The 25,519-nt window shown below is 56.2% G+C and carries 21 protein-coding genes and 1 tRNA gene; 9 read left to right on the top strand and 13 right to left on the bottom strand.

Going from position 1 to position 25,519, the window contains the following annotated elements; translation table 11 throughout:
• Positions 1–79: 79 nt before the first annotated feature.
• Positions 80–1,099: an AraC family transcriptional regulator gene (locus tag K3727_06470; GenBank protein ID UWQ92432.1), complete on the top strand. Its 1,020-nt coding sequence runs from the start codon at positions 80–82 to the stop codon at positions 1,097–1,099.
• Positions 1,100–1,165: 66 nt separating this feature from the next.
• Here K3727_06470 and K3727_06465 read toward each other — a convergent pair whose 3' ends face one another.
• From K3727_06465 to K3727_06415, 11 genes are all read right to left on the bottom strand, one after another.
• Positions 1,166–2,311, bottom strand: coding sequence for a M56 family metallopeptidase (locus tag K3727_06465; protein ID UWQ92431.1), 1,146 nt, complete (start codon positions 2,309–2,311; stop codon positions 1,166–1,168).
• Positions 2,298–2,693 carry a BlaI/MecI/CopY family transcriptional regulator gene (locus K3727_06460; protein ID UWQ92430.1) on the bottom strand — a complete coding sequence of 132 codons (396 nt, stop codon included), beginning with the start codon at positions 2,691–2,693 and terminating at the stop codon, positions 2,298–2,300. Before K3727_06460 ends, K3727_06465 begins: the two co-directional genes overlap by 14 nt.
• Before the next feature lie 79 nt (positions 2,694–2,772).
• On the bottom strand, positions 2,773–3,174 hold the full coding sequence (locus tag K3727_06455; protein ID UWQ92429.1) for a DUF2160 domain-containing protein: 402 nt from the start codon (positions 3,172–3,174) through the stop codon (positions 2,773–2,775).
• Positions 3,174–3,971 carry a carbohydrate ABC transporter permease gene (locus K3727_06450; GenBank protein ID UWQ92428.1) on the bottom strand — a complete coding sequence of 266 codons (798 nt, stop codon included), beginning with the start codon at positions 3,969–3,971 and terminating at the stop codon, positions 3,174–3,176. The genes K3727_06455 and K3727_06450 overlap by 1 nt, the downstream gene beginning before the upstream one ends.
• Positions 3,968–4,831 (bottom strand): sugar ABC transporter permease, encoded by an 864-nt coding sequence (locus tag K3727_06445; GenBank protein ID UWQ92427.1) that lies wholly within the window; start codon positions 4,829–4,831, stop codon positions 3,968–3,970. The genes K3727_06450 and K3727_06445 overlap by 4 nt, the downstream gene beginning before the upstream one ends.
• Positions 4,828–5,901 (bottom strand): ABC transporter ATP-binding protein, encoded by a 1,074-nt coding sequence (locus K3727_06440; GenBank protein ID UWQ92426.1) that lies wholly within the window; start codon positions 5,899–5,901, stop codon positions 4,828–4,830. Before K3727_06440 ends, K3727_06445 begins: the two co-directional genes overlap by 4 nt.
• 76 nt (positions 5,902–5,977) lie before the next feature.
• Positions 5,978–7,042, bottom strand: coding sequence for an ABC transporter ATP-binding protein (locus K3727_06435; GenBank protein ID UWQ92425.1), 1,065 nt, complete (start codon positions 7,040–7,042; stop codon positions 5,978–5,980).
• A 96-nt stretch (positions 7,043–7,138) separates the two neighbouring features.
• Positions 7,139–8,872: an ABC transporter substrate-binding protein gene (locus K3727_06430; protein ID UWQ93291.1), complete on the bottom strand. Its 1,734-nt coding sequence runs from the start codon at positions 8,870–8,872 to the stop codon at positions 7,139–7,141.
• Positions 8,873–9,221: 349 nt separating this feature from the next.
• Positions 9,222–13,031 (bottom strand): amino acid adenylation domain-containing protein, encoded by a 3,810-nt coding sequence (locus K3727_06425; protein ID UWQ92424.1) that lies wholly within the window; start codon positions 13,029–13,031, stop codon positions 9,222–9,224.
• A gap of 641 nt (positions 13,032–13,672) precedes the next feature.
• Positions 13,673–14,008: a cupin domain-containing protein gene (locus K3727_06420; GenBank protein ID UWQ92423.1), complete on the bottom strand. Its 336-nt coding sequence runs from the start codon at positions 14,006–14,008 to the stop codon at positions 13,673–13,675.
• Between the two features lie 238 nt (positions 14,009–14,246).
• Positions 14,247–15,674 (bottom strand): hypothetical protein, encoded by a 1,428-nt coding sequence (locus K3727_06415; protein UWQ92422.1) that lies wholly within the window; start codon positions 15,672–15,674, stop codon positions 14,247–14,249.
• Positions 15,675–15,884: 210 nt separating this feature from the next.
• Between K3727_06415 and K3727_06410 the strand changes: the two genes are divergently transcribed.
• The 4 genes from K3727_06410 to K3727_06395 all read left to right on the top strand — a co-directional run bounded on the left by K3727_06410 (position 15,885) and on the right by K3727_06395 (position 19,220).
• A tRNA-Gly gene (locus K3727_06410) sits at positions 15,885–15,958 on the top strand.
• A gap of 264 nt (positions 15,959–16,222) precedes the next feature.
• Complete coding sequence (locus tag K3727_06405) at positions 16,223–17,212, top strand: AraC family transcriptional regulator (protein UWQ92421.1); 990 nt, start codon at positions 16,223–16,225, stop codon at positions 17,210–17,212.
• Between the two features lie 205 nt (positions 17,213–17,417).
• Positions 17,418–18,326, top strand: coding sequence for a LysR family transcriptional regulator (locus K3727_06400; protein UWQ92420.1), 909 nt, complete (start codon positions 17,418–17,420; stop codon positions 18,324–18,326).
• 165 nt (positions 18,327–18,491) lie between these two features.
• Positions 18,492–19,220, top strand: coding sequence for a cobalamin biosynthesis protein CbiX (locus K3727_06395; protein ID UWQ92419.1), 729 nt, complete (start codon positions 18,492–18,494; stop codon positions 19,218–19,220).
• A gap of 10 nt (positions 19,221–19,230) precedes the next feature.
• Here K3727_06395 and K3727_06390 read toward each other — a convergent pair whose 3' ends face one another.
• Positions 19,231–20,517, bottom strand: a complete 1,287-nt coding sequence (locus tag K3727_06390) for a glycosyltransferase (GenBank protein ID UWQ92418.1) — start codon at positions 20,515–20,517, stop codon at positions 19,231–19,233.
• Positions 20,514–21,446, bottom strand: a complete 933-nt coding sequence (locus tag K3727_06385; protein UWQ92417.1) for a GntR family transcriptional regulator — start codon at positions 21,444–21,446, stop codon at positions 20,514–20,516. The genes K3727_06390 and K3727_06385 overlap by 4 nt, the downstream gene beginning before the upstream one ends.
• 194 nt (positions 21,447–21,640) lie before the next feature.
• On the opposite strand from K3727_06385, the gene K3727_06380 reads away from it, so the two are divergent.
• The 4 genes from K3727_06380 to K3727_06365 all read left to right on the top strand — a co-directional run bounded on the left by K3727_06380 (position 21,641) and on the right by K3727_06365 (position 25,509).
• Positions 21,641–22,690, top strand: coding sequence for a spermidine/putrescine ABC transporter substrate-binding protein (locus K3727_06380; GenBank protein UWQ92416.1), 1,050 nt, complete (start codon positions 21,641–21,643; stop codon positions 22,688–22,690).
• A gap of 107 nt (positions 22,691–22,797) precedes the next feature.
• Positions 22,798–23,655, top strand: a complete 858-nt coding sequence (locus K3727_06375) for an ABC transporter permease (GenBank protein ID UWQ93290.1) — start codon at positions 22,798–22,800, stop codon at positions 23,653–23,655.
• Between the two features lies 1 nt (position 23,656).
• Positions 23,657–24,448, top strand: a complete 792-nt coding sequence (locus K3727_06370) for an ABC transporter permease (protein UWQ92415.1) — start codon at positions 23,657–23,659, stop codon at positions 24,446–24,448.
• Complete coding sequence (locus K3727_06365) at positions 24,445–25,509, top strand: ABC transporter ATP-binding protein (protein UWQ92414.1); 1,065 nt, start codon at positions 24,445–24,447, stop codon at positions 25,507–25,509. Before K3727_06370 ends, K3727_06365 begins: the two co-directional genes overlap by 4 nt.
• Positions 25,510–25,519 lie beyond the last annotated feature (10 nt).

Below are 25,519 nucleotides of genomic sequence, written 5' to 3'. Positions count from 1 at the left end.
GTTGGAATACTCCCGTTCCACTTCCATAAGGGACAAAATCCTTTCCAAAAGTGACAAAAGACATCACAGTCTGCCAGTGATGAGAGACTCTGACCCTTCAAATATCGCGACCGTTTCGTCGCATTTCGTGGATGATTGGCTGACAGCCTTGCAAAGCTGCACCTCTCCAGTCCAACTGGTTTCGATGCTCAAACGTTCTGGCATGCATACAAATCAGGGGCGTCTCGTCCATCGGGTCACTTTGGACCACATCGTTCGCCTCTATCAGATCGCCGCCATAGAAACCGAAGACGAAATGATGGGGCTGTGGAGCCGCCCGATCCGCGCAAGAGCATTGCAACACCTGCTGACAACGGTGCGCGAAGCAACGTCTTTGCCGTCGGCGCTTTACAGGTTCTCTTCCTTCTGGAATTTGCTTCTGGATGACTTCCAATTCGAACTGGTCGATGAAGGCGGTCGTATTTCTCTGCGCCTTCTGCCCTGCACCGATCAACCGGTTCAACGATTTGGACATTTGCTCATCCTGAAACTGGCGCATGGGTTGATGTCCTGGCTTGCCGGTTACGAGGTGCCTGTTGTGGCTGTTCAGTTTGCCTTTGAACGCCCCGCATTCGCCGCCGATTATTCGGTCATTTTCCCGGTGACTGCCAGTTTCTCCGCCCCGGTTTCGGCCATTTCCTTTGCCCCTGAAAAACTGGGGCTACCCGGCACGCGCAGCGCCTCGGAGCTGAATGATTTTCTCAACCGCGCACCCCGGGATTGGATCTTTACAAGTTTTCGGGAACACAGTCAGTCATTGCGGGTCCGTGAGTTCCTGTATCAATCCAACTGGGAAAACTGCCACCTGAATGAAGCCGCAGAAATGCTCAAGGTTACCCCCAGAACGCTGATACGACGGCTGGGAGCCGAAGGAACATCCTTTCAGGAGATCAAGGACGGGTTGCGCAGGGACATCGCCATTCGTGACCTGCAATCCGGACGCAAGAGCATTGAAGAGATCTCTCAGGATGTCGGGTTTTCATCGGCTGCCAATTTTCACCGGGCGTTCCGACGTTGGACCGGCGTAACACCCCGATCGTATCGTCACACAAGCCCCTAGACCCAATCACCATCCGTCCCGACCGAGCCGTGGGACCATTGTGCTGGGATCACAGGCGCTCCGGCTTCAGTTTCGTACCCGGCCAAAAGTGGAAAGACGATTGATTTCATCCAAACGTTCCAGGTTCACAACGGTCGAAAGCATCAGACGGTCCTGGCTCCAATCGCCCGGGCGCTGAATGGCCACGGCCGTCAACGCCACCGATGCCACCAACGGCAGGATCACAGCAAGATAGACCAAATTCGGATGTGCCAGACGACGTGCATTCAAAAGCGAACTGATGCGGCGTTCGAGAAAGCTCATCTTGCCATCCCGCAACGCGGATCTGTCAGCGGTCACCAGCGTCACCTTGGGGACAGCAATCACAAACGCCCGGTCGCGGCGCAGCGTTTTTTGGCAGACCGACAACAACGTATCACAATACGCGCGGACATCGATCCGACCACGGGACAGTACCTCGCTGTCACAGTTCAGTTCGCGCAAATTTTCGACCTGGCGCTTCCAGGCATGATAGGCAGGGTTCAAGAAAAACAACGGTTTCAACGCTTCCAGCAGGATTTCCCATTCCAGATCACCCTGACGGATATGCTGACATTCGTGGGCAATAGAGACCCGCATTTCATTTTCGTCACCCAACATATGCGATGGAATCACGACATAGTAATTTCGCAATCCGCGCGTCGAGAACGGCACAAGCGTGCGATCTGAAAGCCGCAGCTTCAGACGACCAAAGCTGCGCCAGGCATAGCTGTCCGCCACGATCCGCCGCAGGCAGATCATCGAATAGATCAACCGCACGGCACCGACCGCAAACCCGGCCACAAACACCAGAATTGCACCCAGAGCCATCCAGCCGGCACCATTCATGACATTGAGCGTGAACGTATCGCGCATCTGGACAAGGGCTTCGAACTTGGACGCTTTCATTTCAAAGCCGCCATTGAGATAATACGCAACGACATTGTCCGAAAGATTGAGGTTCACCTCGGTCGCCACCCCCGAACGTTGAAGAGTGGTAAAGGCGAGCGCGACAAAAGGGGCAACAACTATGGCAAGGAAAACAGTGTTCAGAAGCTTAAGCTGGGTTCCATAAGCATGTTTCAAACCCAACCGTGACAGGACCTCCCGGACCGCAACCCAGATCGTGTAAGCCACACAGAAAAGGATATTGGCGTCAATGAAAGCGTCCAGTAGCGCATCACCCGGTATCATTTTTCAACCTCCGATCCACAAGTGCCCGGATTTGCCCCAATGCTTCCTCTGTCAATTCGTCATCATTCACCAGCCGTGCCACTAGCGACGCCGGTGTGTCGTCAAACAGTTTCACTGACAGATCTTTGAGCGAACGGGATTGATACGTGTCTTTGGCCAGCGTGGGGACATACACATGTCGTTTCCCCTCTTTGCGGCTGGTGACGAATTCTTTTTGTTCCAGAATGCGCAGAATGGTCGCGGCAGAAGTATAGGCAAGGTTCCTGTCTTCGGGCAGGTTGTCCAGCACATCGCGCACCGTTCCCTCACCCAGGGCCCAAAGCTCGTTCATGAACTCCAACTCGACTTGCGTCAGAAGTTCGCTTTTCTTTTTCTCTCTCATTGCCGTCCCATCCTGGGGCATCGCTCGCATTTTAGTGACGCGAGTAGATACTAAGAGTTTCGTTTTCCAAAGAGGATTCTCACACTTTTCTAAAACAGAACACCACCCAACCGATGGCAAACCCCAATGGCCACCACAGCGGTTGCCCCACAAACCCAAGCCAGGCAAGGAAAATATAGGCAGTCCCCAAGAGTGAAATGAACAGGCGATCCCCAAGGGTCGTCGTCAACCCCAGGATGCCCTTGCGTTCCAATCCGTCCTTGTACCGGACGCCTTCCAACACGCCAATCACGGCAATCGCGCCAAAGATTCCGCAAAACAACAGGAAAGTGGCCGGGGTCCAGGCCATCCAGAATGACGGCCACAAGGGGGCAGTCCAGGCGAACCCGGTCTCCTCTTCCTTTTTGGCGACATTGCCCCATGTCTGCGCAAAAGCCGGGTTGGCTGCGATCAGGAAAACCGTCAGAAACAGGGATCTCATCACACTCTCCCCAGGGCAAAACCCTTGGCTATATAGTTTCGCACGAAATAGATCACGATGGCTCCGGGAATGATTGTAAGCGTCCCCGCAGCCGCCAGCAGACCAAGCTCGTACCCCGCTGATGACGCCGTTTTGGTCATCGTCGCGGCGATTGGTTTTGCCGCCACCGCTGTCAGGGTCTTGGCAAGCAGCAATTCGACCCACGAGAACATGAAACAGAAGAATGCCGCCACCCCTACCCCGGCTTTGATCGTTGGCAAGAATATGGTCACAAAGAACCGGGGAAATGAATACCCGTCAACATAGGCTGTTTCGTCCAACTCTTTGGGAACACCCCCCATAAAGCCTTCCAATATCCACACGGCCAGCGGGATATTGAACAGACAATGGGCCAGGGCCACGGCAAGATGGGTGTCAAACAACCCGACCGAGGAATAGAGTTGGAAGAACGGCAGGGCAAAAACCGCAGCCGGGGCCATGCGATTGGTGAGCAACCAAAAGAACAATTGTTTGTCACCCAGAAACCGATAGCGCGAGAATGCATAGGCCGCAGGCAGCGCTACGGCGACAGAAATCACCGTATTCAGCGACACATAGAGGATCGAATTGATATACCCCCAATACCAGGTCGGATCGGTAAAAATGACCCGATAATTCTCCAACGTGAACGTCTGCGGGAACAGGCTGAAACCCGACAGGATCTCTCCGGTAGTCTTGAAACTCATCGCGACCAGCCAATAGATCGGCAGCAGCAGGAACAGGATGTAGAGGATCGGAATGAGGGAGCGTTTTCTCATTGCTCGTCATCCTTTGTCATAAGCGTGTAGAACAACCAGCTGACCAGCAAGGTGATCGCGAAATAGATCAACGACATTGCTGCTGCGGGGCCAAGGTCAAACTGACCCAGGGCGATTTTCACCAGATCAATCGACAACAAGGTTGTCGAATTACCCGGCCCGCCTCCGGTCAGAACGAAGGGTTCGGTATAGATGTTGAAACTGTCCATGAACCGCAACAGGATCGCGATGGTCAACACGGTCTTCATCTTGGGCAGTTGGATATAGCGAAACACCTTCCAATTCGACGCGCCATCAATCTTGGCAGCCTGGTAATAGGCGTCCGGGATCGAAACCAAACCCGCATAACTGAGCAATACCACCAGCGACGTCCAATGCCACACGTCCATGACGATGATTGTTACCCAAGCCGAAATCGGTTGCTGGGTCATGTCATAGTTCACGCCCAGAACATCGTTCATGAAGTAGCCCAACAGACCAATGCCCGGCAGGGTAAAGATGTTCCACATCGACCCGACCACATTCCACGGGATCAGCATCGGCAGCGCCATGGTGACCAGACACACGGGCACCCAGAACCCCTGTTTCGGCATCGACAGCGCAATGATGATCCCCAGGGGCACCTCGATGATCAGGATGAGAAAGGTGAACAGGAACTGTCGCCCAAGAGCCGCGTGAAACCGGTCCGACCGCAAGATCTGTTCGAACCAATCTAGCCCTTGCCAGAAGAAGACATTGTTCCCGAATGTCTCCTGGACGGAGTAATTGACCACTGTCATGATCGGCACTAGCGCATTGAAGGCGACCAACAGCAATACCGGTAGGACAAAGAACCACGCCTTTTGATTTTCGGTTTTCATGTGCGTGCCTCCGTCGCAATCCATCCATCCCGGTACAGGCGTGTCTGATCTGGGCGGAGGACCAGATGTACGGCTTCGCCCTGTTCCGGCACCGCACCTTCGACCACGGCCTTTACGGGTATGTCGCCAACCATTGCCTCGACAACCGAATGGCGCCCGACGTCCGACACCTTGCGAATACGGGCCGCAATGCCGCTGTCGCCCAGCGACACGAATTCAGGGCGAATACCCAATTCGATCTTGCCACCCTGGCCGGAAATTGCGCCCTCCAATGTCACTGGGTGACCCTCCAATGTTACCACGCCTGCGTTTTCGGAAACCGGCAGTACATTCATCCCCGGAGAGCCGATAAAATGGCCGACGAAAGTATGCTGGGGACGTTCAAACAGATCCACGGGCGATCCGATTTGTACCACCTCTCCATCCTGCATCACGACGACCTGATCGGCAAATGTCAGTGCCTCGGTCTGATCATGGGTGACGTAGATCATCGTAGCGCGCACACGCTGGTGCAGTTCTTTCAGCTTTGAGCGCAGCTTCCATTTCAGGTGCGGGTCAATCACGGTGAGCGGTTCGTCAAACATCACCACATTCACCTCGTCACGCACCAAACCGCGCCCCATCGAAATCTTTTGCTTGTTGTCCGATGACAAATGCGCCGCTCGGGTATCGAGCATCTCCTCGACTTCCAACATGGAGGCGATTTCGGCCACGCGCTCGGTGATTTTGGCCTCGTCCAGCCCGCGATTGCGCAGCGGAAAGGCCAGATTCTCCCGGACGGTCATCGTGTCGTAGATCACGGGGAACTGAAACACCTGCGCAATGTTACGTTTGTCCGGCGGCAGGTCGGTGACATCACGATCGTCAAACAGAATTCGCCCCTCGGACGGCGTCAGCAGCCCGGAGATGATGTTCAACAAGGTCGATTTCCCGCATCCCGATGGACCAAGCAACGCGTAGGCACCACCGTCGGTCCAATCGAGATCTATTTCTTTCAGCGCATAATCTTCGGGACCCATTGGGTTGGGCATGTAGGAATGGCGCAGGTTCGAAAGAGTTATCTTCGCCATCACAGCAGCCTCAAATCTAAACGTCGCTGTTCGCGATCTTCGACCCGCGATATCCGGGCTCTATTGGTCAAACGGCTCATGCTGCCAGGCTCCCATCCGGGGCAAAGAAAAAGGCCTTGCTGGCGTCCATGTAAAACCGGTGGTCTTCACCGACCTGATACGGGTGGACGCCGTGGGCCAAGGATACCCAACCGTCGCTGCCCATCTGAAAATGAGCGCTGGAGTCCGACCCCGACAATTCTGTCACCTGCACAATGCCGTTCAAGGCCACGTCACTGGCGGACGCCGCGACCGGTGTGACGTGGTGCGGACGGATGGCAACGGTGTATTGGCCATCTGTCAGCGCCGCGGCAGCCCCGGTCAACGTCCAGGTCACCCCCGTCCTCAGGCGCGCCTGTGTTCCGGTCTTGGTAATTTCGGCGGCATTGATGGGTGGATCGGAAAAGACGCGCGCCGCAGTGAGGTTTTCGGGGTTGCGATAAATGTCCGTTGTAGCGCCAAACTGGGTCACGGCTCCGTCGTGCATCAACGCGGTCCGGCCGCCCAAAAGCAACGCTTCTTCCGGCTCGGACGTGGCATAGACCACCACTGCCCCGCGCCCTGCAAACAGCTCGGGCAATTGTTCGCGCAGCTCTTCGCGCAGCTTGTAGTCCAGATTGGCAAGCGGTTCGTCCAGGAAAACCGCCTGGCTTTCCTTGGCAATGGCACGCGCCAACGCGCACCGCTGTTGCTGTCCGCCAGACAACTCCTGGGGGCGCCGTTTGAGCATCGGTCCCAGTTGCAGGATATCCGCAGCTTCCTGCACACGGTCGGAAATTTCGGATTTTGCCATACCTGCAACCCGCAAAGGGGAGGCGATGTTTTCAAACACGGTCATATGCGGGTAGTTGACAAAGAACTGGTGCACGAGGCTGATATTGCGCTTTTGTGTCGACAGCTTTGAAACATCCTGTCCTGCCATCAGGATCTGCCCCGAGGCCAGCGGATCCAGCCCGGCCATCAGTTTGATCAAGGATGTCTTGCCCGCGCCGGTCTGACCAAGCAGGACATTGAAATGCCCCGTCTCCAAAACCAGCGATGTTGGCTTGATATGGGTGATCCCACGCACCACCTTGGTGGCGTTTCTTAACTCAATTGTCATCGTATTCCCTTGCCCCGGTAAGGCTGGCCGAAACCCAGGAAGACGGTTTCGGCCAAACACTGGCCCCCCAGCAAAAGGGCCAGTGCAACGGTCTTGTTACTGGTTCCAGCGCGCGACCAGATCATCATAGTTGACGGTCTCGCCCTGCGGTTTTTCGTTTTCCAGCTTTGCCTTGGCACCACCTTTGCCCAACCATTCCGAGGGGTCTTTTTCCTCGTTCAGACGGGGTCCGCAGCCACCATAAACATTGGCGGCCTCATCGGCGGCCTGCATACGGGCCATGGTGATGTCCATTTCACCGGCGAGACGATCCATCGCTTCTTGGGGGGTAAAGGCACCAGAGTTCACATCGCCAATCTGTTGCCACCAGATCTGTGCCAGCTTGGGATAGTCGGGCACGTTGATGCCGGTTGGCGACCATGCCACACGGTCCGGCGAGCGATAGAATTCAACCAGGCCACCCAGCTTTGGAGCGCGCTCGGTAAAGCTGGCGTGGTTGACGGTGCTGTCACGCATGAAGGTCAGGCCAACGTGGCTTTTCTTCACATCGACTGTCTTGGACGTTACGAATTGCGCGTAAAGCCAAGCCGCCTGAGCGCGATCGGTCGGGGTGGATTTGAGGAATGTCCAGGATCCAACGTCCTGATAACCAACCTTCTGACCTTCTTCCCAATAAGGTCCATGCGGGCTGGGTGCCATCCGCCACAGCGGGTTGCCGTCACCGTCGACCGTGTTGTTGCCTTCGGACTGTGGCTTGACCATGTCTGCAGTAAAGGCCGTGTACCAGAAGATCTGCTGGGCCACATTGCCCTGCGCCAATGCGGGCAACGACTGGTAAAAGTCATAGGACGCAGCCCCGGGAGGTGCATAGGCGCGCAGCCATTCATCCCATTTGCGGATCGCATAAACCGCAGCCGGGCCATTTGCAGCACCACCGCGTGACACGGACGCACCAGCCGGGTTGCACGACCCAGCTTCCATTCGGATGCCCCATTCGTCGATCGGAACACCGTTTGGTTCCCCTTTGGACCCGGTGCCCGCCATCGACAGCCAGGCATCGGTCATCCGCCAGCCCAGATCCGGGGCGCGTTTGCCGTAATCCATGTGGCCATAAATCGCGACGCCATCAACTTCTTTCACGTCGTTGCTGAAGAAATCAGCAATGTCTTCGTAGGCCGACCAGTTGACCGGAACACCCAGCTCATAGCCATATTTGGCCTTGAACGCAGCTTTGTTGTCCTCATTGTCGAACCAGTCCTTGCGGAACCAGTAGAGGTTCGCAAACTGCTGGTCAGGCAGCTGGTACAGATTGCCATCCGGGCCCGTGGTGAACTGGATACCCATAAAGTCATCCAGATCCAGTGTCGGAGATGTGGTGCCAGACCATTCGCCCGCCATCTGTTCGGTCAGGTTATAGGCCAGTTGCAACCGCGAATGGGTGCCGATCAGATCGCTGTCATTGACGTAGCCGTCATAGAGATTGCGCTGGGTCTGCATCTGTGTTTGCACAGCCTGCACCACTTCGCCTTCGCCAAGGATCTGATGGTTCACCTTGATCCCGGTGATTTCCTCGAACGCCTTGGTCAGGACTTCCGACTCATACCCATGGGTCGGGATGCCTTCCGACAGGACGTTGATCTCCATGCCTGCAAACGGTGCGGCCGCCTGGATGAACCATTCCATCTCAGACATCTGTTCGTCTTTGTTGAGCGTGGATGGTTGAAATTCTTGGTCAATCCATTTCTGGGCTGCTGCCGTATCGGCAAAAGCAGTCCCCGACCCCGCGATGACGGCAACGGCCGCAGTCGCGGAGAGCAGATACTTACGCATCATGTCTCCTCCCAAAGATTATTATTTGTACCGACAATTGTCGGCCACCTAGACGGTAGTCCCAGAAATGGCACCCTGTCAAACTATAAAATTAGTAGATAAATTTCCTTTTGAATTCAAAATACAACACGGCGCTCGCGACCTGCCACATGGCAATCACCAACCCGCGGGCGGGCCGCTTGCGTTCGATAGAAACAGGTCACACAGCCAGTTATCGCTCGAGCGCCAATCTGGCCCGAACACCCACAACAGAGCAATTGCGCTGCCGACCGCATTCTTGTTTGACCGGTCCTGGAGGTTTGCAGCGGCACCGTTGTTGTGACTGCTATTCAGCAATCCCGCCCCTGTCTCACGGGTCTGCCGCCGAAACCTCTCTTTTCAGCAACCCCCTGATCACTGACGACAAACCGACAATGTTCTGATCTGTAAAGAACTGTGCATGCCCGCCTGGAATTGTATGAGACGTAAAGCCATCTGGATAAAGGTTGTTGAACCAGGCAGACGGGTCCGCCCCATGAGAAAAGGGGTTAAGATGACTGTCACGTCCATATAATAACGCGGCTGAACCGAGATGGCGGGAAAAATCCGTGTCCTCCATAAAAATGGTCAAATCAACCACACGACCTTTTGCCCTGAGTTGGCGCACCACCTCGCGGACGATGACTGTTGCCTGGCAATTGCCCCCGATCGTCAGACAGCCCTCAGGTTTGAGAGCATCGATTTCATAGGCATAATGCGCAGACAGCGCCTGAACATCAGGTTGAGCGTAATCAAACACAAGATGCCCTGATCGCATACCAGTGACCGGATGCTCCGGACCCAGATGATCGGCCAGCTGCTTTAGTTCGTTGAACCCCTGGAAGCACCAGAACAGATGTTTTCCGCGCCCGGCAGCGTTCAAGGTGTACAAAAGCGAGTCCGCGCGGCTTTGTTCACCCTGCCACGTTTTCAGAAATGGCTGCAATTTGGATTGAATGGCTTGGAATCGGGGCAGCTCGGGGGGTGTTTCAGCGGGCGTTTGCAGGTTCGACACTGCCTGCGCCAACGAAATCGGAGTCGCATGTCGGAAAAAATCCTGCAGGCTCAGCTTCCTGTTCAGCGCCTCTTCCAACAGCATATGGCATTTCAATGCAGTCAGTGAATCGCCGGCAAGATCGAGAAAGAAATTGTCCTCCCCCCCAATACTGTCAAACGCCAGAACCGTTTTCCAGATATCGACGATCGTGGTTTCCAGTTCATTCAGCGGCCTCTGGTTCGTGCATCGTATGTGCAGCTGCACGGCGTCTGGACAATTGGTCGCCGCTGATCGGTCGATTTTCCCGGATGCACCACGCGGCAGGGCACCAACCGAATAATAGGCACCCGGGAGCATGTTGCGAGGAACGCGATCCGCCAGAAAATCCCGCAATTGCGTCGCCGTCACTGTCACGTCCGGCTCCGCCACCACCAGAACCGCCAGATACGGGTGCGGCCTTTCGGGATTGTTTTGCAGCACGGCAACCGCCTCAACGATATCAGGATGGGTCATCAGGGCGGCTTCAATCTCGCCCGGCTCTATGCGTGTTCCGTTGAGCGCGATCTGATTATCGAACCGACCCGTCGTCATCAGGAGACCATCCCCACGCATCCAGGCCGTATCCCCGGTCCGATAGAAACGACCCGGGCCAACCTTTGGAAGCTGTACAAAGCTGTGAGCCGTTTTCCAAGGGTCTCCCAGATACCCCAAACCGGCACATACGCCTCCCAGGTACAATTCTCCGATGTGATCAAAGGGCGCGATATCGCCAAAGTCATCCAAAACAACTGCTGTCACGTTGGGAATCGGGCGGCCGATCGGCACAGGCGCGGTGATGTTCTCATCTATGCGATGTACGACGGCGCTGATGGCCGCCTCGGTTGGACCGTAAGAATTGTAAACAGAAACTCCTGGGAACCGCGCGCGAAATCGGTTTACGGGTTCCGGTTGCATGGCCTCGCCGCCAATCAGGATCGTGCGGACCGATGCCAGAGCGTCGCCAAAACCGGGGTCATTGTCGGCCCGATTTGCAATCTCGTTGAACACAGACGGCACATAATCCAGCAACGTCACCTGCTCTTTCCGGCAAATTTCGGCTGTTTGGTCTGGTGAAATCAACACTTCGGGTTGTGCGATGACGCATGTACCGCCACAGCACAGAGGAAAGAAATACTGCCAGACCAAGGTATCGGCTGTTGTCCCGGAGGTTGCCAGAACCTTGGGGTCAAAGCCCGAGCAAAACCGGTCGAGCATGAATTGAATCCGGTTCACAACACCCTGGTTGGTATTGATTGCTCCCTTGGGCCGACCGGTCGATCCAGAGGTGAACAGGCAATACACCGGGTCGTCCGCCCCGATGTCCACACCGTCGGAACACTGGTCAAGCTGCAAGATTTCGGACGGCGCAGGCAATTCGACGGTCGGGACATCCAGATACGCCAACGCGGCGCGATCCTGGATCCGTGTCACAATGACGTTGGCCTGGATCTGGTTCACAACTGCCAGCACCCTGGATTTGGGCCACCCCGAATCCAAGGGAACGAACACCCCGCCAATCTTGAGAACGGCAAGTTCGGTCAATAGCATCTCGGGCGACGATGCCATCACCATCGGCACCAGATCTCCGCGTTTGACACCGGATGCCGTCAGACGATGCGCGATGTAATTCGCCTTGGTGTCAACTTCGGAATAAGTGAGCCGTTCAGCCTCACAGACGACCGCTGTTGCCTTGGGGGTTTTCTGTGCCTGGCGTTCGATCAGCCGATGTAACGGCGTGTCCGTCGGCGCATCGGCCGGTTCGCCAATGGCATGGCGCAATATCTCGGCGCGCTCTGCGGGGGGCGTGGTCGCCAGGGCAGACAGTTTCTGGTCCGGGTCACTCAAACCTTGTTCCAGAATATGTTCAAACTGACGCGCGGCTCTTTCAATCCAGAACCGATCAAAGCGGGCCTCCCGATAGACCCACGTCAGTTCAAAGCTTTCCCCCACGTCCTGAAAATAGACTCCCAGATCCCGGTTCGCGACCGGCAGAAAAACCCGTTTTTCGCCAAAAATCATATCCTGTGTTTCAAAAGTTCGACGCGAAGGGAGCCGGGTGAAAGCGGCCGGTGGCGCCACATAGGCAGACCGGCGGTTCATGGACCCGTTGGCGGCTTCGAATGCGGTTCTCAGCGCAACCGCCTGATGCCGTTGAGAGAGCTTGATCTGGCGACTGACGCCATAGGCCAGATCACAAAAGGTGGTCTCAGATGTCCGAACAGATTCGATATGATGCACAGTACCAAACAACCCAATGACACCCTTGAAACCGCTCGTTGGCAAAGGCCCCAGCGTTGTGGCAATCATGACGTCCTGTTGTCGTGATATCCGGGATGCCCATTCGGAGAACGCTGCAAAGGCAAGCCGAAATGGGCTTAGGCCCAGTTCCGCAGATCTTTTGACCAACAATTGACAGACACGGCGCGGCACAGCGGCCTGCAAAACGCCTCCTGCTGCGCTGTGTGCACTGTTCGCGGACCTGTCCCCAGGCAAATCCCATGTTGCTCCTGGTGACGCGGTTTTCTCCTGCCAGTAGGCGATTGATGGGGCAAAGGCTTCGCTTTGTGCATCCTTTTGCTGTGCCTCGCAAAAATCCTGATACGACACGCTCAAAGGCTCGGAGGGAGTTTGGGTCAAAGCGTCCCGAAGGTCCTCCAGAAAAACGGTCCAGGTCAGCCCATCAATAATCATGTGGTGGAAGGCGCACACCAGCCTGAACGTAGCATCGCGCCTGTGTTCGAGACGAAACCGATAGAGCGGTCCGGCCCCAAGATCAAAAGCGGCCATCCCAAATTCCAGATCCCGTTTACGGTCGCATTCCCGGGATTGCGCGGTCGCGTCCACAACCTCGATCCTCACAGTTTCGGTCCCGCTGCGGATGCTGGACACACCACCTGGTATGGCTGCAAAGACCGACTGCAAACCCTGTTGGCGACGCACAACCCGCGACAAGGCCTTGGACAATTTCTCGGCCATCGCCGCAGCGCTGATGTGCGCCTGAATTTCAACTTCCCAAACAAGATTATGAACCGGCGCATCCGTGAGAACCTGAACATCGCCCCAAATCGCAATTTGACCAAAAGAAGCCTGCCCGTTCGTTGTCATTTGTTTCCCCTTGGCAAGCCTGTGTTTTGATTTCGGCGCTTTGGAATGAAGCTCAAGACAGCGCATCCCGACGGCAAATCATAGATCGACTGCAAGGACTTCGAAAAGAGTGATAGATGCGTAAAGACCGGGCGTGGAGCGACTTTTTCCAGGTATTTCCCATCGCCGCTCCAACACCGATCAGCAGCAGAAAATGCGCCGACAGGATCTGTGGCTGTACGAGGACCAAGGTCAGACGCGCCTCTCATCCCTGAGCGGCGATTGGCAGTGACAAAATCGGTCTGAAAATACATGCCGCGGACTATCGTCCAAATGCATGTAACGCCCCGGGTGCGTCAACACCGGGTCAACTCACAACGCTTTGTCACCCGTTCAACTGGGTGCAAGCCACGTATAGGCACATGGCGTTGCATAAACAGGTGTAGAACCTGCGGGGCAGTCTCCCTGATACGAATTCGGGAACATTGCCCAGATCGATCAGAGCCTCGCCTTGCAGGCGGTCAGAGAACGGCGTGCTCATGCTGGGTCATCGCGGACAGCAACCCACGACATCGTTCATCCAACCGTTTGATACACTGAACAATCCAGAACTGCCCAAGGTCAACACAAACCCCTGGCACGCCATGAGTTTGCCGTCGTCCTCACCCTTTGATCGGATATCGGTCTGCTTCTTCAAAAACGTCGATAACGCGGGCCCCCGCCTTGATCTTTGCGCCGTGTTCGACTCCTGATGGAATCGAGTAACTATCACCGGGTCTATAGATCTTTGTCTCGCCGCCAATGGTTAACTCGATTTCTCCCTCGACCACGGTGCCCCATTGCGCGCCATGAGAATGCATAGGCAGCTCCATATCCTTCAGGAAGGTAAAGAAGGCCACAAGACCGGCGTCCGACTGTACAACCGCTGTTTGCACGACATCCTCAGGAAATGGCACATCAATACTGGGCAATGCTGTGACGAAATCGGGAAAAGCCATAATTGTATCCTTTGTCTCTTGGCATGTGTGAATGATCTGTGAAATGTCACGACACACTGACAGGGCAACTTGAATTTGGCAATCTTCGCGATTCTCTGGACGGCTCTTTCAATCCTGTCATGGCCAATGTGGGCAGCTGCACGACCGACAGGCATCGCCTCCCGCAAGGCGTGTGATGAACAGCTACCTGCTGGGGGCAACATTCAGGTTTGACGACAAATGACACGCCCCAAGAACGTCAATACATCTTTGACCAGAAGGATGATTTATGTGCATGCCTGTCTCGCAACCCTTGCAGAAAGTCCGCGTGGGTCGGGAACCGGCCATAGTCCTCGATCTCGCCGTCAAGAGCGGCGCAATCCTGCAAATGATCCACTGCATGACCGTATCTGGATGCACGACCCAGTTCGAGCGCATTGGTGATCATGGCCCGCCAAAGCAGGACAGCTGCAAGCGGATGTCTGGCCCGCAGGGACTCGGCCGCAGGTGCCATTAGCGCATAGTGGTCCCCGTTGATTTCATCGGCACGCTGATCAACCAATTGTGCCGCGCTCAGCAAGTCCGGCCATTTGAGGAAAAAGTCGAGCGCAGTGGAGAAGCTGTGAAACGCCAGAACAATCTGTTTGGCCTGTTCTTCGGCTTCGACATCATCAAAATCCGGCAGACGTCTGAGATAGGCGCGCAGATGTTTCTGGTTCAGAGACGCACCAAAGCAAGACCAGCGATGTTCCTGCGCGTCCTCATCCCGCCCCAACGCCATCAGGCATTCGATATAGGCCTCATCCCAGGCGTCATGTTCCTGCGTCCGCCCCTCTTGATCCGCATTCAACAATACTTGCAAAGCGTCGCTCGCTTTGCCCTGTGCAACCAATAAGACGGCAACCTCGGCTGCGACGCCCTTGCGTTCCAGCTCCGCCTCCGAAAACTGGGCAATATAGGCATCCGTATCCCCAGCGACGGTTGCGATCTCTTGCAGGCACCATTTGACGAAACGGGCTTTGCGGTCAGCCACATAGCTGGTCCCACCGCGCAATTGACGCAAGAACTGTATGGCAGCGTGATCTTCGGCCCCGTCATCCTCGGCGCTTGACGCATATGCTTCGACATGCGCCTTCAGCCGGGCCAAACCAGAGGACCCGAGCACCGGAGCCATAAGGGGAATGATGCCATCCCATTCGCCATAACCGTTGTCTTGAACCACCGTCCATACACGATCCGCCAAGGCATCGGGTTCAAGAAGCGCGCGCGGTGCCAGATCCGCGAATTGCTGAATGGCTGCCCGAAACACATCGCCGACTTCGCCCCGGCTGTCATCCACACGCTCATGGACAGATGGCGCGATTTCCAGGAACTGCCACAATAGATCAAATGCGGCAGATGGATCCTCTGGCCCGATCTTTTCAACGATCATCGCCACTTGGGTCTCCAGGTCCTTGATCAACGCCTTGCGTTTTCGCCAACTGATCCTGCTGGTCGATTTCCGAATGGACACAAGCCGTTTGGCCACATCTCTGGCCAACTCTGTCGCACCCAGATTATGGCTCAACTCCAACCGCAAGCGGCGTTTGATGTCGGCGCTGCCTGCGCTGACTTCCATCAGCAGTGCAGCCAGCCGTTCTGCGCCGAGGGCTTCGAGGTTGGATGGGTTCAAGGTCTTTTTCGACATTCCCTGTTTTGGCATCCGAAACCGATGAAGGAAAGACGAACAGTAACGGGACGCATGGTTTCGGGCTTGGGATGCAGGTTGGATATCCTCCAAATGCCCCAATATCCGCGCGTTTTGGGTACACCCGACCCCGACCCTACCTTTCTGCAAAACAATTTGAGGAGAGACCTTGACCTCAAAAAAACGCTGGAATAGGAAGAGCAAAGATGAGCGGGCGTTGTGTAGTGGTAAGACCTTAGCCTTCCAAGCTAATGACGCGGGTTCGATTCCCGCCGCCCGCTCCAAAAATTTTCCCTTTAAAATTGAATGCCTTAGATTGCGCTGGATGCTCTGTGTGTCTGTGTTGGTGACACGATCAGGCCAATCTGAATGCTGACGATCCTGTGTTCGTGAACCGGCCTGTCATCAAGGCACCAGCCAAACCTCTCTGCTGCTCTCCCCGCGATATTCAATGCATTCTTGGAAATCATCCCGCTACCGCGCTAACATTCAAATTGCATCGTTTATGCGGGTTATACCACGCGCGCGGGTTGGGGGAGAGATAAAGCATGACACAAGGTACCGGACGGTTTGGGCAGTTGATCGCGTTTTTCCAAGAACAAACAAGCGATCGCAACGCGCTTGAAGAAGTCCTGCGCCGCGCCGGGTTGCCAGAAAAATACCGAGGCAACGACAACAAGATAAACCCCGAAGGCGAAGCCCTCTTTATTCGCAACGCCTGTGATATTCTGGGCGATCCGGTTTTTGGGGTGCGGGCAGGATTGAACCTGGGGGAAACCGGCACGCTGACCAGCTATATCAACAAGTATTCACAAACGCTGGGCAACGCGATCGAGAATTCACAACGCTATCACCATATCATCGATTCCGGTCATTCCTTTACTTTGGACATTGGTGGAAATTCAGCGTCCTTCAAGGTTCAGCGGGCCAACCCTTCGTTTTACCGCTATCATAGATACATGGAATACCTGATGTTCGCCGCCCTTTGCCGGATGCGGGCAACCACGCAGGTCACGTTCTATCCGATCGAAATTCGGTTTGACCACGTCGTAAAGGCCGAAGCCGATCAGATCAGGAAGCTGGCGGGCTTCCCTGTCGTTTTTGGAGCTGAAACCCCCGAAATCATTCTTCCGCTTTCGACATTGGCGTTGCCTATTCCCACCTATGAACCCAGCCTTCGGGAGCATCTGTTACAATATGGGGACCGGCTGTTGGCGGAACACGCTTCTGCACCTCCGTCGCTGCGCGCCTCGATCGAAGGCGTTCTGGCTGCCAGCCTTCCAGGGAGGATCGCGCCCGCCGACGAAGTTGCCGCAAGTGTCGGGATGAGCCGACGCACCTTTGCCCGACGGCTCAAGGACAATGGGCTCAGCTTCCGCAGGATTGTCGATGACTTGCGCTGCGACCTGGCCAAAACCTATCTCAAAGGAGGCTTCAGCATTGCCGAGGTGGCCTTTTTCCTGGACTATTCGGATCAGGCTGCCTTCTCCACGGCCTTCAAACGTTGGACCGGAGCCAGCCCCAGCAGCTTTGCATGATCTGAACCCAAAAGCCCCGTTGGCGGCTTTGCCCCCCCCCTCGTGAAGACACAGGTGATCTGCGCTTGGCTGCAAATACCAAGTGTTTGGCAGGAAATCACATGTCATTTGGTCCTCAACCGACCATCTCACGTTCATGAGTAACGACCGATACAGACCGATGCCAGCGGCACAGCGGCTCTGTGGTTTATTTCGGGGGGATGACATGGACCGACTGACTGAAATGGAAGCTTTTGCCAATGTGGTTGACCAGGGGTGTTTCACCTATGCAGCCAAGAAGATGGGCCTGTCGAAATCGGCGGTGTCCAAACATGTGTCCAACCTCGAAGATCGGTTGGGCGCGCGGCTGTTGAACCGCACCACTCGCAGGGTCAACCCCACCGACATCGGATTGGCCTATTATGATCGGGCGCGACGTGTGCTGAATGACGCTGGCGAGGCAGATGCTTTGGTCACAGCCATGCAGCGCAGCCCGACGGGGTTGCTGCGGGTCAGTGTCGCAACGGACTTCGGCGTCTCACATCTGTCACCAACGCTTGGTGACTTCATGCAGAATTACCCAGACATCAAAGTCGACATGGTCCTGAATAACCGCTTTGTCGAATTGATTTCAGAGAATTTCGATCTGGCCATTCGCATCGGTGCGCTGGAAGACAGCACCATGCAAGCCCGCAAGCTGGCCGAAACCAACCGGCGGATTGTGGCCAGCCCCAGGTATCTGGAGCAACACGGTCAACCACAGCGGATCGAAGACCTAAACAACCACCGATTGCTGCATTATTCACAGGGATCTAGCGGCAGTGTCTGGAAGCTGAATTCTCCCTCGGGAGAGTTCCGACAGGTCCGGACCGCCGGCTCGCTTAGCATCAACGACGGGCAATCCTTGTTGAATGCTGCCATCTCTGGCCTGGGCTTGGCTTATCTACCCAGCTATCTTTACTCGGATGCGTTAAAGAGCGGACAGGTCGTCAAGGTGTTGCCGGATCTGCCCCCAACCAAGCAGGGGATTTATGCTGTGTACCCGCCCGGACGCTTTTTGCAGCCCAAGGTACGGGCGTTTATCGACTTTCTGGTTCAGGAGTTTTCTCACAAGGGACCAGAGAACTGGACCTGAAGCCAGCCGTCCAACCCCCTCACGCGACCCCAAAGACCCCTGTAGCCCGATTGGGTACGGGGGTCTTTTATTTTTGCCCGTCACCCTGAGCATTCTTTTCTGGCACAAGATTGCCAACCCCCACCCTGCGCCCTAGGTTGCGATTTGCACCAGGCATCCGAACCCGTGGAGACCCAATTGCCCCCGCCTACAGATACACGCCCCGCAGCGATCCTGGTCGCACATGGTCAGCCCTCGGCCCCGGCCCCCGCCGAAGCAGCGCTGAGCCAATTGACCCAACAGGTTCAGGCGGAATTGCCGCACACAAGGGTTCTGTCTGCCACACTGGCGATGCCGGGGAGGCTGGAACAGGTCTGTGAACAGGCGGGCGCTGATGCGCTTGTATATCCTTGTTTTATGGCGCGAGGTTGGTTCACAAATCAGGTTCTGCCCAAAAGACTGGCCGGACGGTCCACCAGAACAACCGACCCGCTGGGGTCGGATCCGGACCTGCCGGCGATGGTGGCCCGCTTTCTCCAAGCTGAGGTCGAAAAGCGGGGCTGGGCTCTGCCGGACACAGACCTGTTGCTGGCTGCACATGGATCGGCGCGCGGAAATTCGGCCGCCGAAGCCGCCTATGGCTTTGCCGAGGCCCTGTCCGCTGTCGCCGACACCACACGAATAACCGTCGGATTTGTCGAACAACGCCCCTTTGTGACAGATGCTGCAGGAAAATGCGGAACCCAAACCATGTGTCTCCCCTTTTTTGCTCAACAGGGCGACCACGTTCGCAATGATATCACCAAGGCTTTGCAGGACGCGGGGTTTGCCGGAGATCTGCTGCCTGTTGTTGGCCTATTGCCCGAAATTCCAGCCCTGATTGCGGCCGGGCTCCGCCGCGCATTCGACACCTGAAACTGGGTGGCTATCGGTTTTTGGCGACCAGATCCAACACCGATTGCGCGGCCCGTTGCGTCCCAGAATGGCGCTGCATCTGATGTGAGACGGCTTTGAGGCGCACACGCATGTCGTCATCATTCAAAAGAGACAAAATTTCGGACCGCAGGGACCGCGCCGTCCAATTGGCTCGATCAACCCGGCGACCAACCCCTTTGACTTCGGCGCGGCGCGCGTTGTCATGGCCATCCCAACAATACGGCATGACCAGCGAGGGCACCCCATGAAACAACGCCTCGCAAAAGCTGTTGTTGCCGCCATGGTGGATAAAAAGCGCGGATTGGGCGACGACAGATGGTTGCGGAAACCAATTACCCAGATGGACGTTGTCGGGGATATGCTCATACGAATCTTCGAACCCGCCAACATTGACCAGAAAGCGCGCTGGAATTGTGGCAAAGACATCAATCATACGACGGATCAAATCGGTATCAATGGCACCAAGGGACCCGAAGCTGATGTAAATCATCGGACCATCATTGACCGGAAAGTCGGGAATTTCGAAGGGGGCCTCTTGCCGGACACATCCTTCCAGGAAAACGAATTGCTCTGCGGACAACTGGTTTTCCCTGTCATGGCGCACCACGGTGGGTGCCAGCAACAGGTTCAGCGACGGTGACGGCTCCAGAAACAGACCAGGGGGCAGCGCCGCCGCGCCACGTTTCTTGCGAAATTCGTTATAGCGTGCATGCGACGTGCGGGTGTGCCGATCATAGGCTTTCTTGAACGCCACGCGACCTGTGGCGTCGTCACCATCCAGCCCAGATAAATAGGGTGGCACAGCTGGATCGGGGATCTCGGTTTCCGCACAGGAGACGATCCGCACCCAGGGGCACCCCGCCTTGGCGATGGCTGGGAACATGATGACATTGTCCAGCAGGACGGCATCGGGTTTGATCCGGTCCAGAAGCGCGCCCAGATCGTCTTCGACCGCAATCGCCGTATCGACGATAGCCTCCCATGTGGGGGCAACATAGGTCGGCAATTGTTCCAACGGTGTCAGGTTGAAATGCGGCAGATGCGTCGTGATAAAGCCTTGCCAATAGTCTTCTACCGCCTCGGCGCTATTCTTGAGCCTTTGCGGCAGGTGGTATTCCTTGAACCCGTATTCGGCAAAGACACCGGTAAACCCCGGGTGGCAGATGAACACGGGATTGGCCCCCTGGTGCCGCAGCTCCTGGGCAATGCCAACACAGTTCAGCCCCGCACCGAAACCGGCTTCGGGGAAAAGGGCAATGGTGGGCGAAACAGTCACGCGCGTGGCCCTCTTGTCAAAGGCGGGATACCCCGGTTCGCTGCCTCGGGCCGTCGAATGCGCGAGCGGCGCAGATGCACCACCATTTGGTCAGCAGCCAGGTCGAATTGGTTGCGTTCCAGGCTGTCCAGAATTTCCAGGTGTTCGATCATGGCCTGTCTCATGCGAAAACTCGGCATCGACGTACTGCGTCGGGATGCCTTGCGCAATCGGTGATGCGCCAACAGAGCGCCGCGCACAAACCGATTCCCTGAACTTTGCGCAATGAGGCTGTGAAATTCAGTGTCGATACGGCGAAATCCGCCCGTAGTCAGACGCTCTTCGCCAGCACGCAGGAAATCGTCAATCTGTGTTCTCAGCAACCCGGCCCGTTTGATATCCAGCGAAAATCCCGGTGCCATGATGGCCTGTGGCTCCATGGACAGACGGAAGTCAAAGCTTTCATCGACAGATTTAGGCGAATCGATCATGGGCTGAAAGGCCCAGGCCCGCCCCGGCAATTGCGTGACAATTCCGTCCTGAGATAGTATTTTTAGCGCAAGTAGTACCGAATTGCGCGACACTCCATACCGCCGCACCAAGGCGCTCACAGATTGCACATCCTCAATGCGCCGATCCGCCCGATCCGAAAGGATCCGTCGCGCCAACGAATCCTCCGCTTCCTCAAAGGCCTCCAAGGCCTTGGAGGCCTGATCCGCCGAATCCACCGCCAGGAAAAACCCCTCCTCCTGACGCCATTCCAAAACACTATTTCTTTCCAGCATCTTAAATGCAGATCGAATTGGCGTTCGCGACACACCACAGGCCTCGGAAAACGCCTGTTCCGGTAGGTGATCCCCCCGCCTCATGCCCCGCTCCAGCGCGATACTCAAAACCTGCTTGGCGAGAGCGATATGGCTTTGCCGAGCATTGCGCCTAATCTCTGACATCTCCCGACTCCCTTCAGGCACAACAAGGCCCGCAAAGTGACCAAGTCAAAAAAGAACAATGAATACAGTTTGACGTACTTTTTCTTTCATTAATACTAGATTGCAGTGCGGCGAACAACAGCCGCTTGGAACAAAACCAAAAACCGCAGGTCCCGTGGACATGCGGCATCCAACAGGAAACGAGGAGAATTGGAATGTTTCGAAAGGTCCCGAAAACGCTCACCGCAGTGGGTCTGTGCCTGACGTTCAGCGCCAGCACCTTGGCCGCCGACGGGTTGGTGGTGTCCAACTGGGATGGCTATATGGCCCCCGATGCCATCGACAGCTTTAACGCGGCTAGCGGCAACAGTGCCGAATTGGTTCTGCATGGCACCAACGAAGAGATCATGGGCAAGCTGATTGCCTCCAAGGGCAAGGGATATGACGTCGTCTTTGTGTCGTCCCCTTTTGCCGAAGTGCTCCATAATCTGGGACTGGCCGAGGACCTGGACCACGCCAAGATTCCCAACATGGCGAACCTTTATGATCAGGCGACCAAACTGGAGCATGATCCCGGCAACATGTTTTCGGTTCCCTATGCCTGGGGGACGACCGGATTGTGCTATCGGTCCGACCTGGTGGCCGATACCCCCGACAGCTGGATGGACTTGCTGGATCCCAGCGACGACCTGAACGGCAAGACAACCATGCTCGCCACCGACCGCTGGCTGCTGGCTGCCGGTCAGTTGGCCAAAGGGTATTCGGTGAATGAAACCGATGGCGACAAGCTGAACGAAGTCCGCGACCTGCTGATCCAAGCCAAGAAGACGTTGCTGGCCTATGACGATACCACCTTTTACGCCAAACTGGTGTCGGGCGAGGCGGAATTGGTCCACGCTTGGGATGGCTGGTGCAACTATGGCATCGGGGAAAACGCCGACATCAAATATGTGATCCCGAATGAGGGTTCGGATCTGTGGGTCGACACCATGGTGATCCTTAAGAATTCGGAAAACAAGGATGCGGCCTATGCGTTCGTGGACTTTATCCTGGATGCCAAGAACCACGGTTGGGCAGCGGAAAACATCCTGTACAAGGTGCCAAACGAGCCGGCCATGTCAGCCCTGTCCGCCGATTTCATTGCCAGCTTTCCGAATATGGGTCTGACCCCGGATACGCTGGTCGGGTACGAACAGCTGCGCGATGTGGGCGAGGCAACCCGGGCCTATTCCCGCGCCGTGTCTGAAATCAAGGCCGCCAACTGATCCCGATCCCAGTGGGATACTTGGCCCGGTGCTTGAATGGCGTCGGGCCGCCTTTTCCAATCAAGTTGACCGGGTGATCTGATCGCCTGCGTCCGTGTGACGAGCCCCTGATGACTGACCGCAAGTCCCTGTACCTGATGTCCCCGGCCCTGGCATGGCTGACCGGCCTGATGGTGATCCCCTGCCTGCTGATTCTGGCCTTGGCGTTCTTTCGGCGGGGCATTTATGGCGGCATCGAATACACGTTTACGCTGGAAAATATCTGGCTGGTTTTTGATCCGCTCTATGCCGGGATATTCCTGAAATCCGCCTGGATCGCCGGGCTGTCAGCCGGGATCGCGGTTGTTGTCGGGTATGCTGCGGCCTATGCGATAGCTGCTGCGCCCGCCAGGCGCCAACCAATCCTGCTGTTCTTTGCGGTTCTGCCGTTCTGGTCAAACTATCTGGTGCGAACCTATGCCTGGATCGTGCTGCTGAACCGCGAGGGGCTGATTGCTTCGCTGGTTCAGACATTTGGCTATGAAGGCGAACTGCCCAAGATGCTGTATACCGAAAGCGCGGTGGTGATCGGGCTCGTGTACAACTATTTGCCGTTTGTCATTCTGGCCTGTTATGCGCCGCTGTCCCGGCTGAATCCCGAAATCACCGAAGCCTCGCGCGATCTGGGCGGGTCGGGGTGGACAACGTTTCGCCGGGTGACCCTGCCCATGACTGTTCCAGGGATCGCCACCGGATTTGTCTTTGTTTTTGTTTTGTCGATCGGAAATTTCGTAACCCCCGCCTTGTTGGGAGGTGGTCAATTCCAGATGATCGGCAACCTGGTCTATGCCCAATTTCTGACTGCCAACGACTGGCCGTTTGGCGCGGCACTGTCGATGTTTCTGATCGCGATCATGATGGGGTTGCTGACGCTTCAGACGTTTGCCACGGAACGCGCCTCGGGCGCACGTGGGGAGGGCAGCTGAGATGCACGGTCAAGCCAATCGCCGCCTGATGCTGATGATCCTTTCGGCCGTTTTTGCCTTTCTCTATATCCCGATTTCGGTGCTGTTTGCCCTGTCGTTCAATGACGGTGGCCTGCCGACGGCATGGACCGGATTTTCGACCAAATGGTATGGCGCGCTCTTTGCCAACGACGAAATCATCGGTGCAGCGTTGAACACGCTCTTTGTAGCCGTCGTATCAACTGTTCTGGCCACTATCCTGGGCACCCTGTTGGCCATCGGCGTTGAAATCCGCCGCCGCAAGGGGCGTTTCATCGAAACCATCATCTTTGCCCCGATGATCATTCCCGACATCGTGCTGGCGATTGCACTGCTCAGTTTCTTTTCCTTGCTGAATTTGACCATGGGTCTGCACACAGTGATTGTCAGCCACGTTGTGTTCAACCTTGCCTTTGTCTGTTCCGTCGTCCGCGCACGGCTCAAGACGTTCGACTGGTCGATTGTCGAGGCCTCGGTCGATCTGGGAGCTTCGACCCCGATCACCCTGTGGCGGGTGGTTTTGCCGGTGATGCTGCCCGCGGTGATCGCTGGGGCGCTGCTGGCGTTCACCTTGTCTGTGGATGAATTCATCATCGCCTTTTTCACCGCAGGTGCCGGTCGGGATTCAATCACCTTGCCAATGCAGATCTTTGCCATGATCCGCTTTGGCGTCACACCGGAAATCAACGCATTGGCGACTCTTGTGATGACATTTTCCGTCATCGCGCTCGCCCTGTCGCAACGTCTCAACCGCGGAGGGCTTCCGGGACAATGACCCAGACCTTGCTGTCGCTCAGAAACATAGAAAAGCGGTTTGGCGCGATCAAGGCCGTGGCCGGGATCGATCTGGACATCCGCGAAAACGAATTCTTTGCCCTGCTGGGGGCTTCGGGCAGCGGCAAGACCACCCTGCTGCGGATGCTGGCCGGATTTGAAACACCCAACGCCGGGTCCATTCTGCTGGATGGGCAGGACATTTCCGACATTCTCCCCAACCACCGCCCGGTAAACCTGATGTTTCAGTCCTATGCCCTGTTTCCGCATATGACGGTGTTCCAGAACATCGCCTATGGGCTGGAGATGGAAAAGCTGCCCAAACCCGAGATCAAACAGCGGGTCGATGAGATCCTGGGAGTTATTCAGCTGTCGCCGCTCGCCAACCGCAAACCCGACCAACTGTCGGGGGGGCAACGTCAACGGGTCGCCCTGGCCCGTGCGTTGGTCAAACGGCCCCGGCTGCTGCTGTTGGATGAACCGCTGGGCGCATTGGACAAGAAGCTGCGGGGTGACATGCAGCTTGAACTGAAACGCATTCAGCATGAATTCGGCATTACATTCATCATCGTCACCCACGATCAGGAAGAAGCCCTGGTGATGGCAGATCGGATTGCCATTCTAAAGGACGGTAAACTTCTGCAATGCGGCACACCGCACGAAATCTATGAACACCCCAAAAGCCGCTTTGCCGCCGACTTTATCGGTGTGATGAATTTCCTGCCGGTCCAGCGGGTGGGCGATGCGTTGGTGGCCCAGGACGGCACCCGAATTTCCGCACCTCTGGATCATGACACCGTCGACGGGGAACGGGCCGTCGCCGCTGTGCGCCCCGAACGACTGCGACTGGGACAGCGCGATGGCGACAATACCCTGACCGGCCGTGTCAGTGCCGTGGCCTATCACGGGCTGGATCTGCAGGTACATCTGAACACCGCCCTATCCCCGGATCCGGTCATGGTGCGCCTGACCGCAGATGCCGCCGAAGGCCAGCCGCTGACCATCGGCGAACAGATCACTGTCAGTTGGACGGCCAAGGATACCCGCGTTTTTGCCGTCTGAGCACGGCCCC

The sequence above is a fragment of the Rhodobacteraceae bacterium M382 genome (assembly GCA_025141015.1).
Taxonomy (GTDB): domain Bacteria; phylum Pseudomonadota; class Alphaproteobacteria; order Rhodobacterales; family Rhodobacteraceae; genus Aliisedimentitalea; species Aliisedimentitalea scapharcae.
This window is presented reverse-complemented; position numbering and strand designations above follow the sequence as displayed.

Excerpts from the sequence above, each read along its gene's own strand:
- K3727_06470 (UWQ92432.1), top strand. The coding sequence starts at position 80 with ATGAGAGACTCTGACCCTTCAAATATCGCGACCGTTTCGTCGCATTTC.
- K3727_06465 (UWQ92431.1), bottom strand. The coding sequence starts at position 2,311 with ATGATACCGGGTGATGCGCTACTGGACGCTTTCATTGACGCCAATATC.
- K3727_06460 (UWQ92430.1), bottom strand. The coding sequence starts at position 2,693 with ATGAGAGAGAAAAAGAAAAGCGAACTTCTGACGCAAGTCGAGTTGGAG.
- K3727_06455 (UWQ92429.1), bottom strand. The coding sequence starts at position 3,174 with ATGAGATCCCTGTTTCTGACGGTTTTCCTGATCGCAGCCAACCCGGCT.
- K3727_06450 (UWQ92428.1), bottom strand. The coding sequence starts at position 3,971 with ATGAGAAAACGCTCCCTCATTCCGATCCTCTACATCCTGTTCCTGCTG.
- K3727_06445 (UWQ92427.1), bottom strand. The coding sequence starts at position 4,831 with ATGAAAACCGAAAATCAAAAGGCGTGGTTCTTTGTCCTACCGGTATTG.
- K3727_06440 (UWQ92426.1), bottom strand. The coding sequence starts at position 5,901 with ATGGCGAAGATAACTCTTTCGAACCTGCGCCATTCCTACATGCCCAAC.
- K3727_06435 (UWQ92425.1), bottom strand. The coding sequence starts at position 7,042 with ATGACAATTGAGTTAAGAAACGCCACCAAGGTGGTGCGTGGGATCACC.
- K3727_06430 (UWQ93291.1), bottom strand. The coding sequence starts at position 8,872 with ATGCGTAAGTATCTGCTCTCCGCGACTGCGGCCGTTGCCGTCATCGCG.
- K3727_06425 (UWQ92424.1), bottom strand. The coding sequence starts at position 13,031 with ATGACAACGAACGGGCAGGCTTCTTTTGGTCAAATTGCGATTTGGGGC.
- K3727_06420 (UWQ92423.1), bottom strand. The coding sequence starts at position 14,008 with ATGGCTTTTCCCGATTTCGTCACAGCATTGCCCAGTATTGATGTGCCA.
- K3727_06415 (UWQ92422.1), bottom strand. The coding sequence starts at position 15,674 with ATGTCGAAAAAGACCTTGAACCCATCCAACCTCGAAGCCCTCGGCGCA.
- K3727_06405 (UWQ92421.1), top strand. The coding sequence starts at position 16,223 with ATGACACAAGGTACCGGACGGTTTGGGCAGTTGATCGCGTTTTTCCAA.
- K3727_06400 (UWQ92420.1), top strand. The coding sequence starts at position 17,418 with ATGGACCGACTGACTGAAATGGAAGCTTTTGCCAATGTGGTTGACCAG.
- K3727_06385 (UWQ92417.1), bottom strand. The coding sequence starts at position 21,446 with ATGTCAGAGATTAGGCGCAATGCTCGGCAAAGCCATATCGCTCTCGCC.
- K3727_06380 (UWQ92416.1), top strand. The coding sequence starts at position 21,641 with ATGTTTCGAAAGGTCCCGAAAACGCTCACCGCAGTGGGTCTGTGCCTG.
- K3727_06370 (UWQ92415.1), top strand. The coding sequence starts at position 23,657 with ATGCACGGTCAAGCCAATCGCCGCCTGATGCTGATGATCCTTTCGGCC.
- K3727_06365 (UWQ92414.1), top strand. The coding sequence starts at position 24,445 with ATGACCCAGACCTTGCTGTCGCTCAGAAACATAGAAAAGCGGTTTGGC.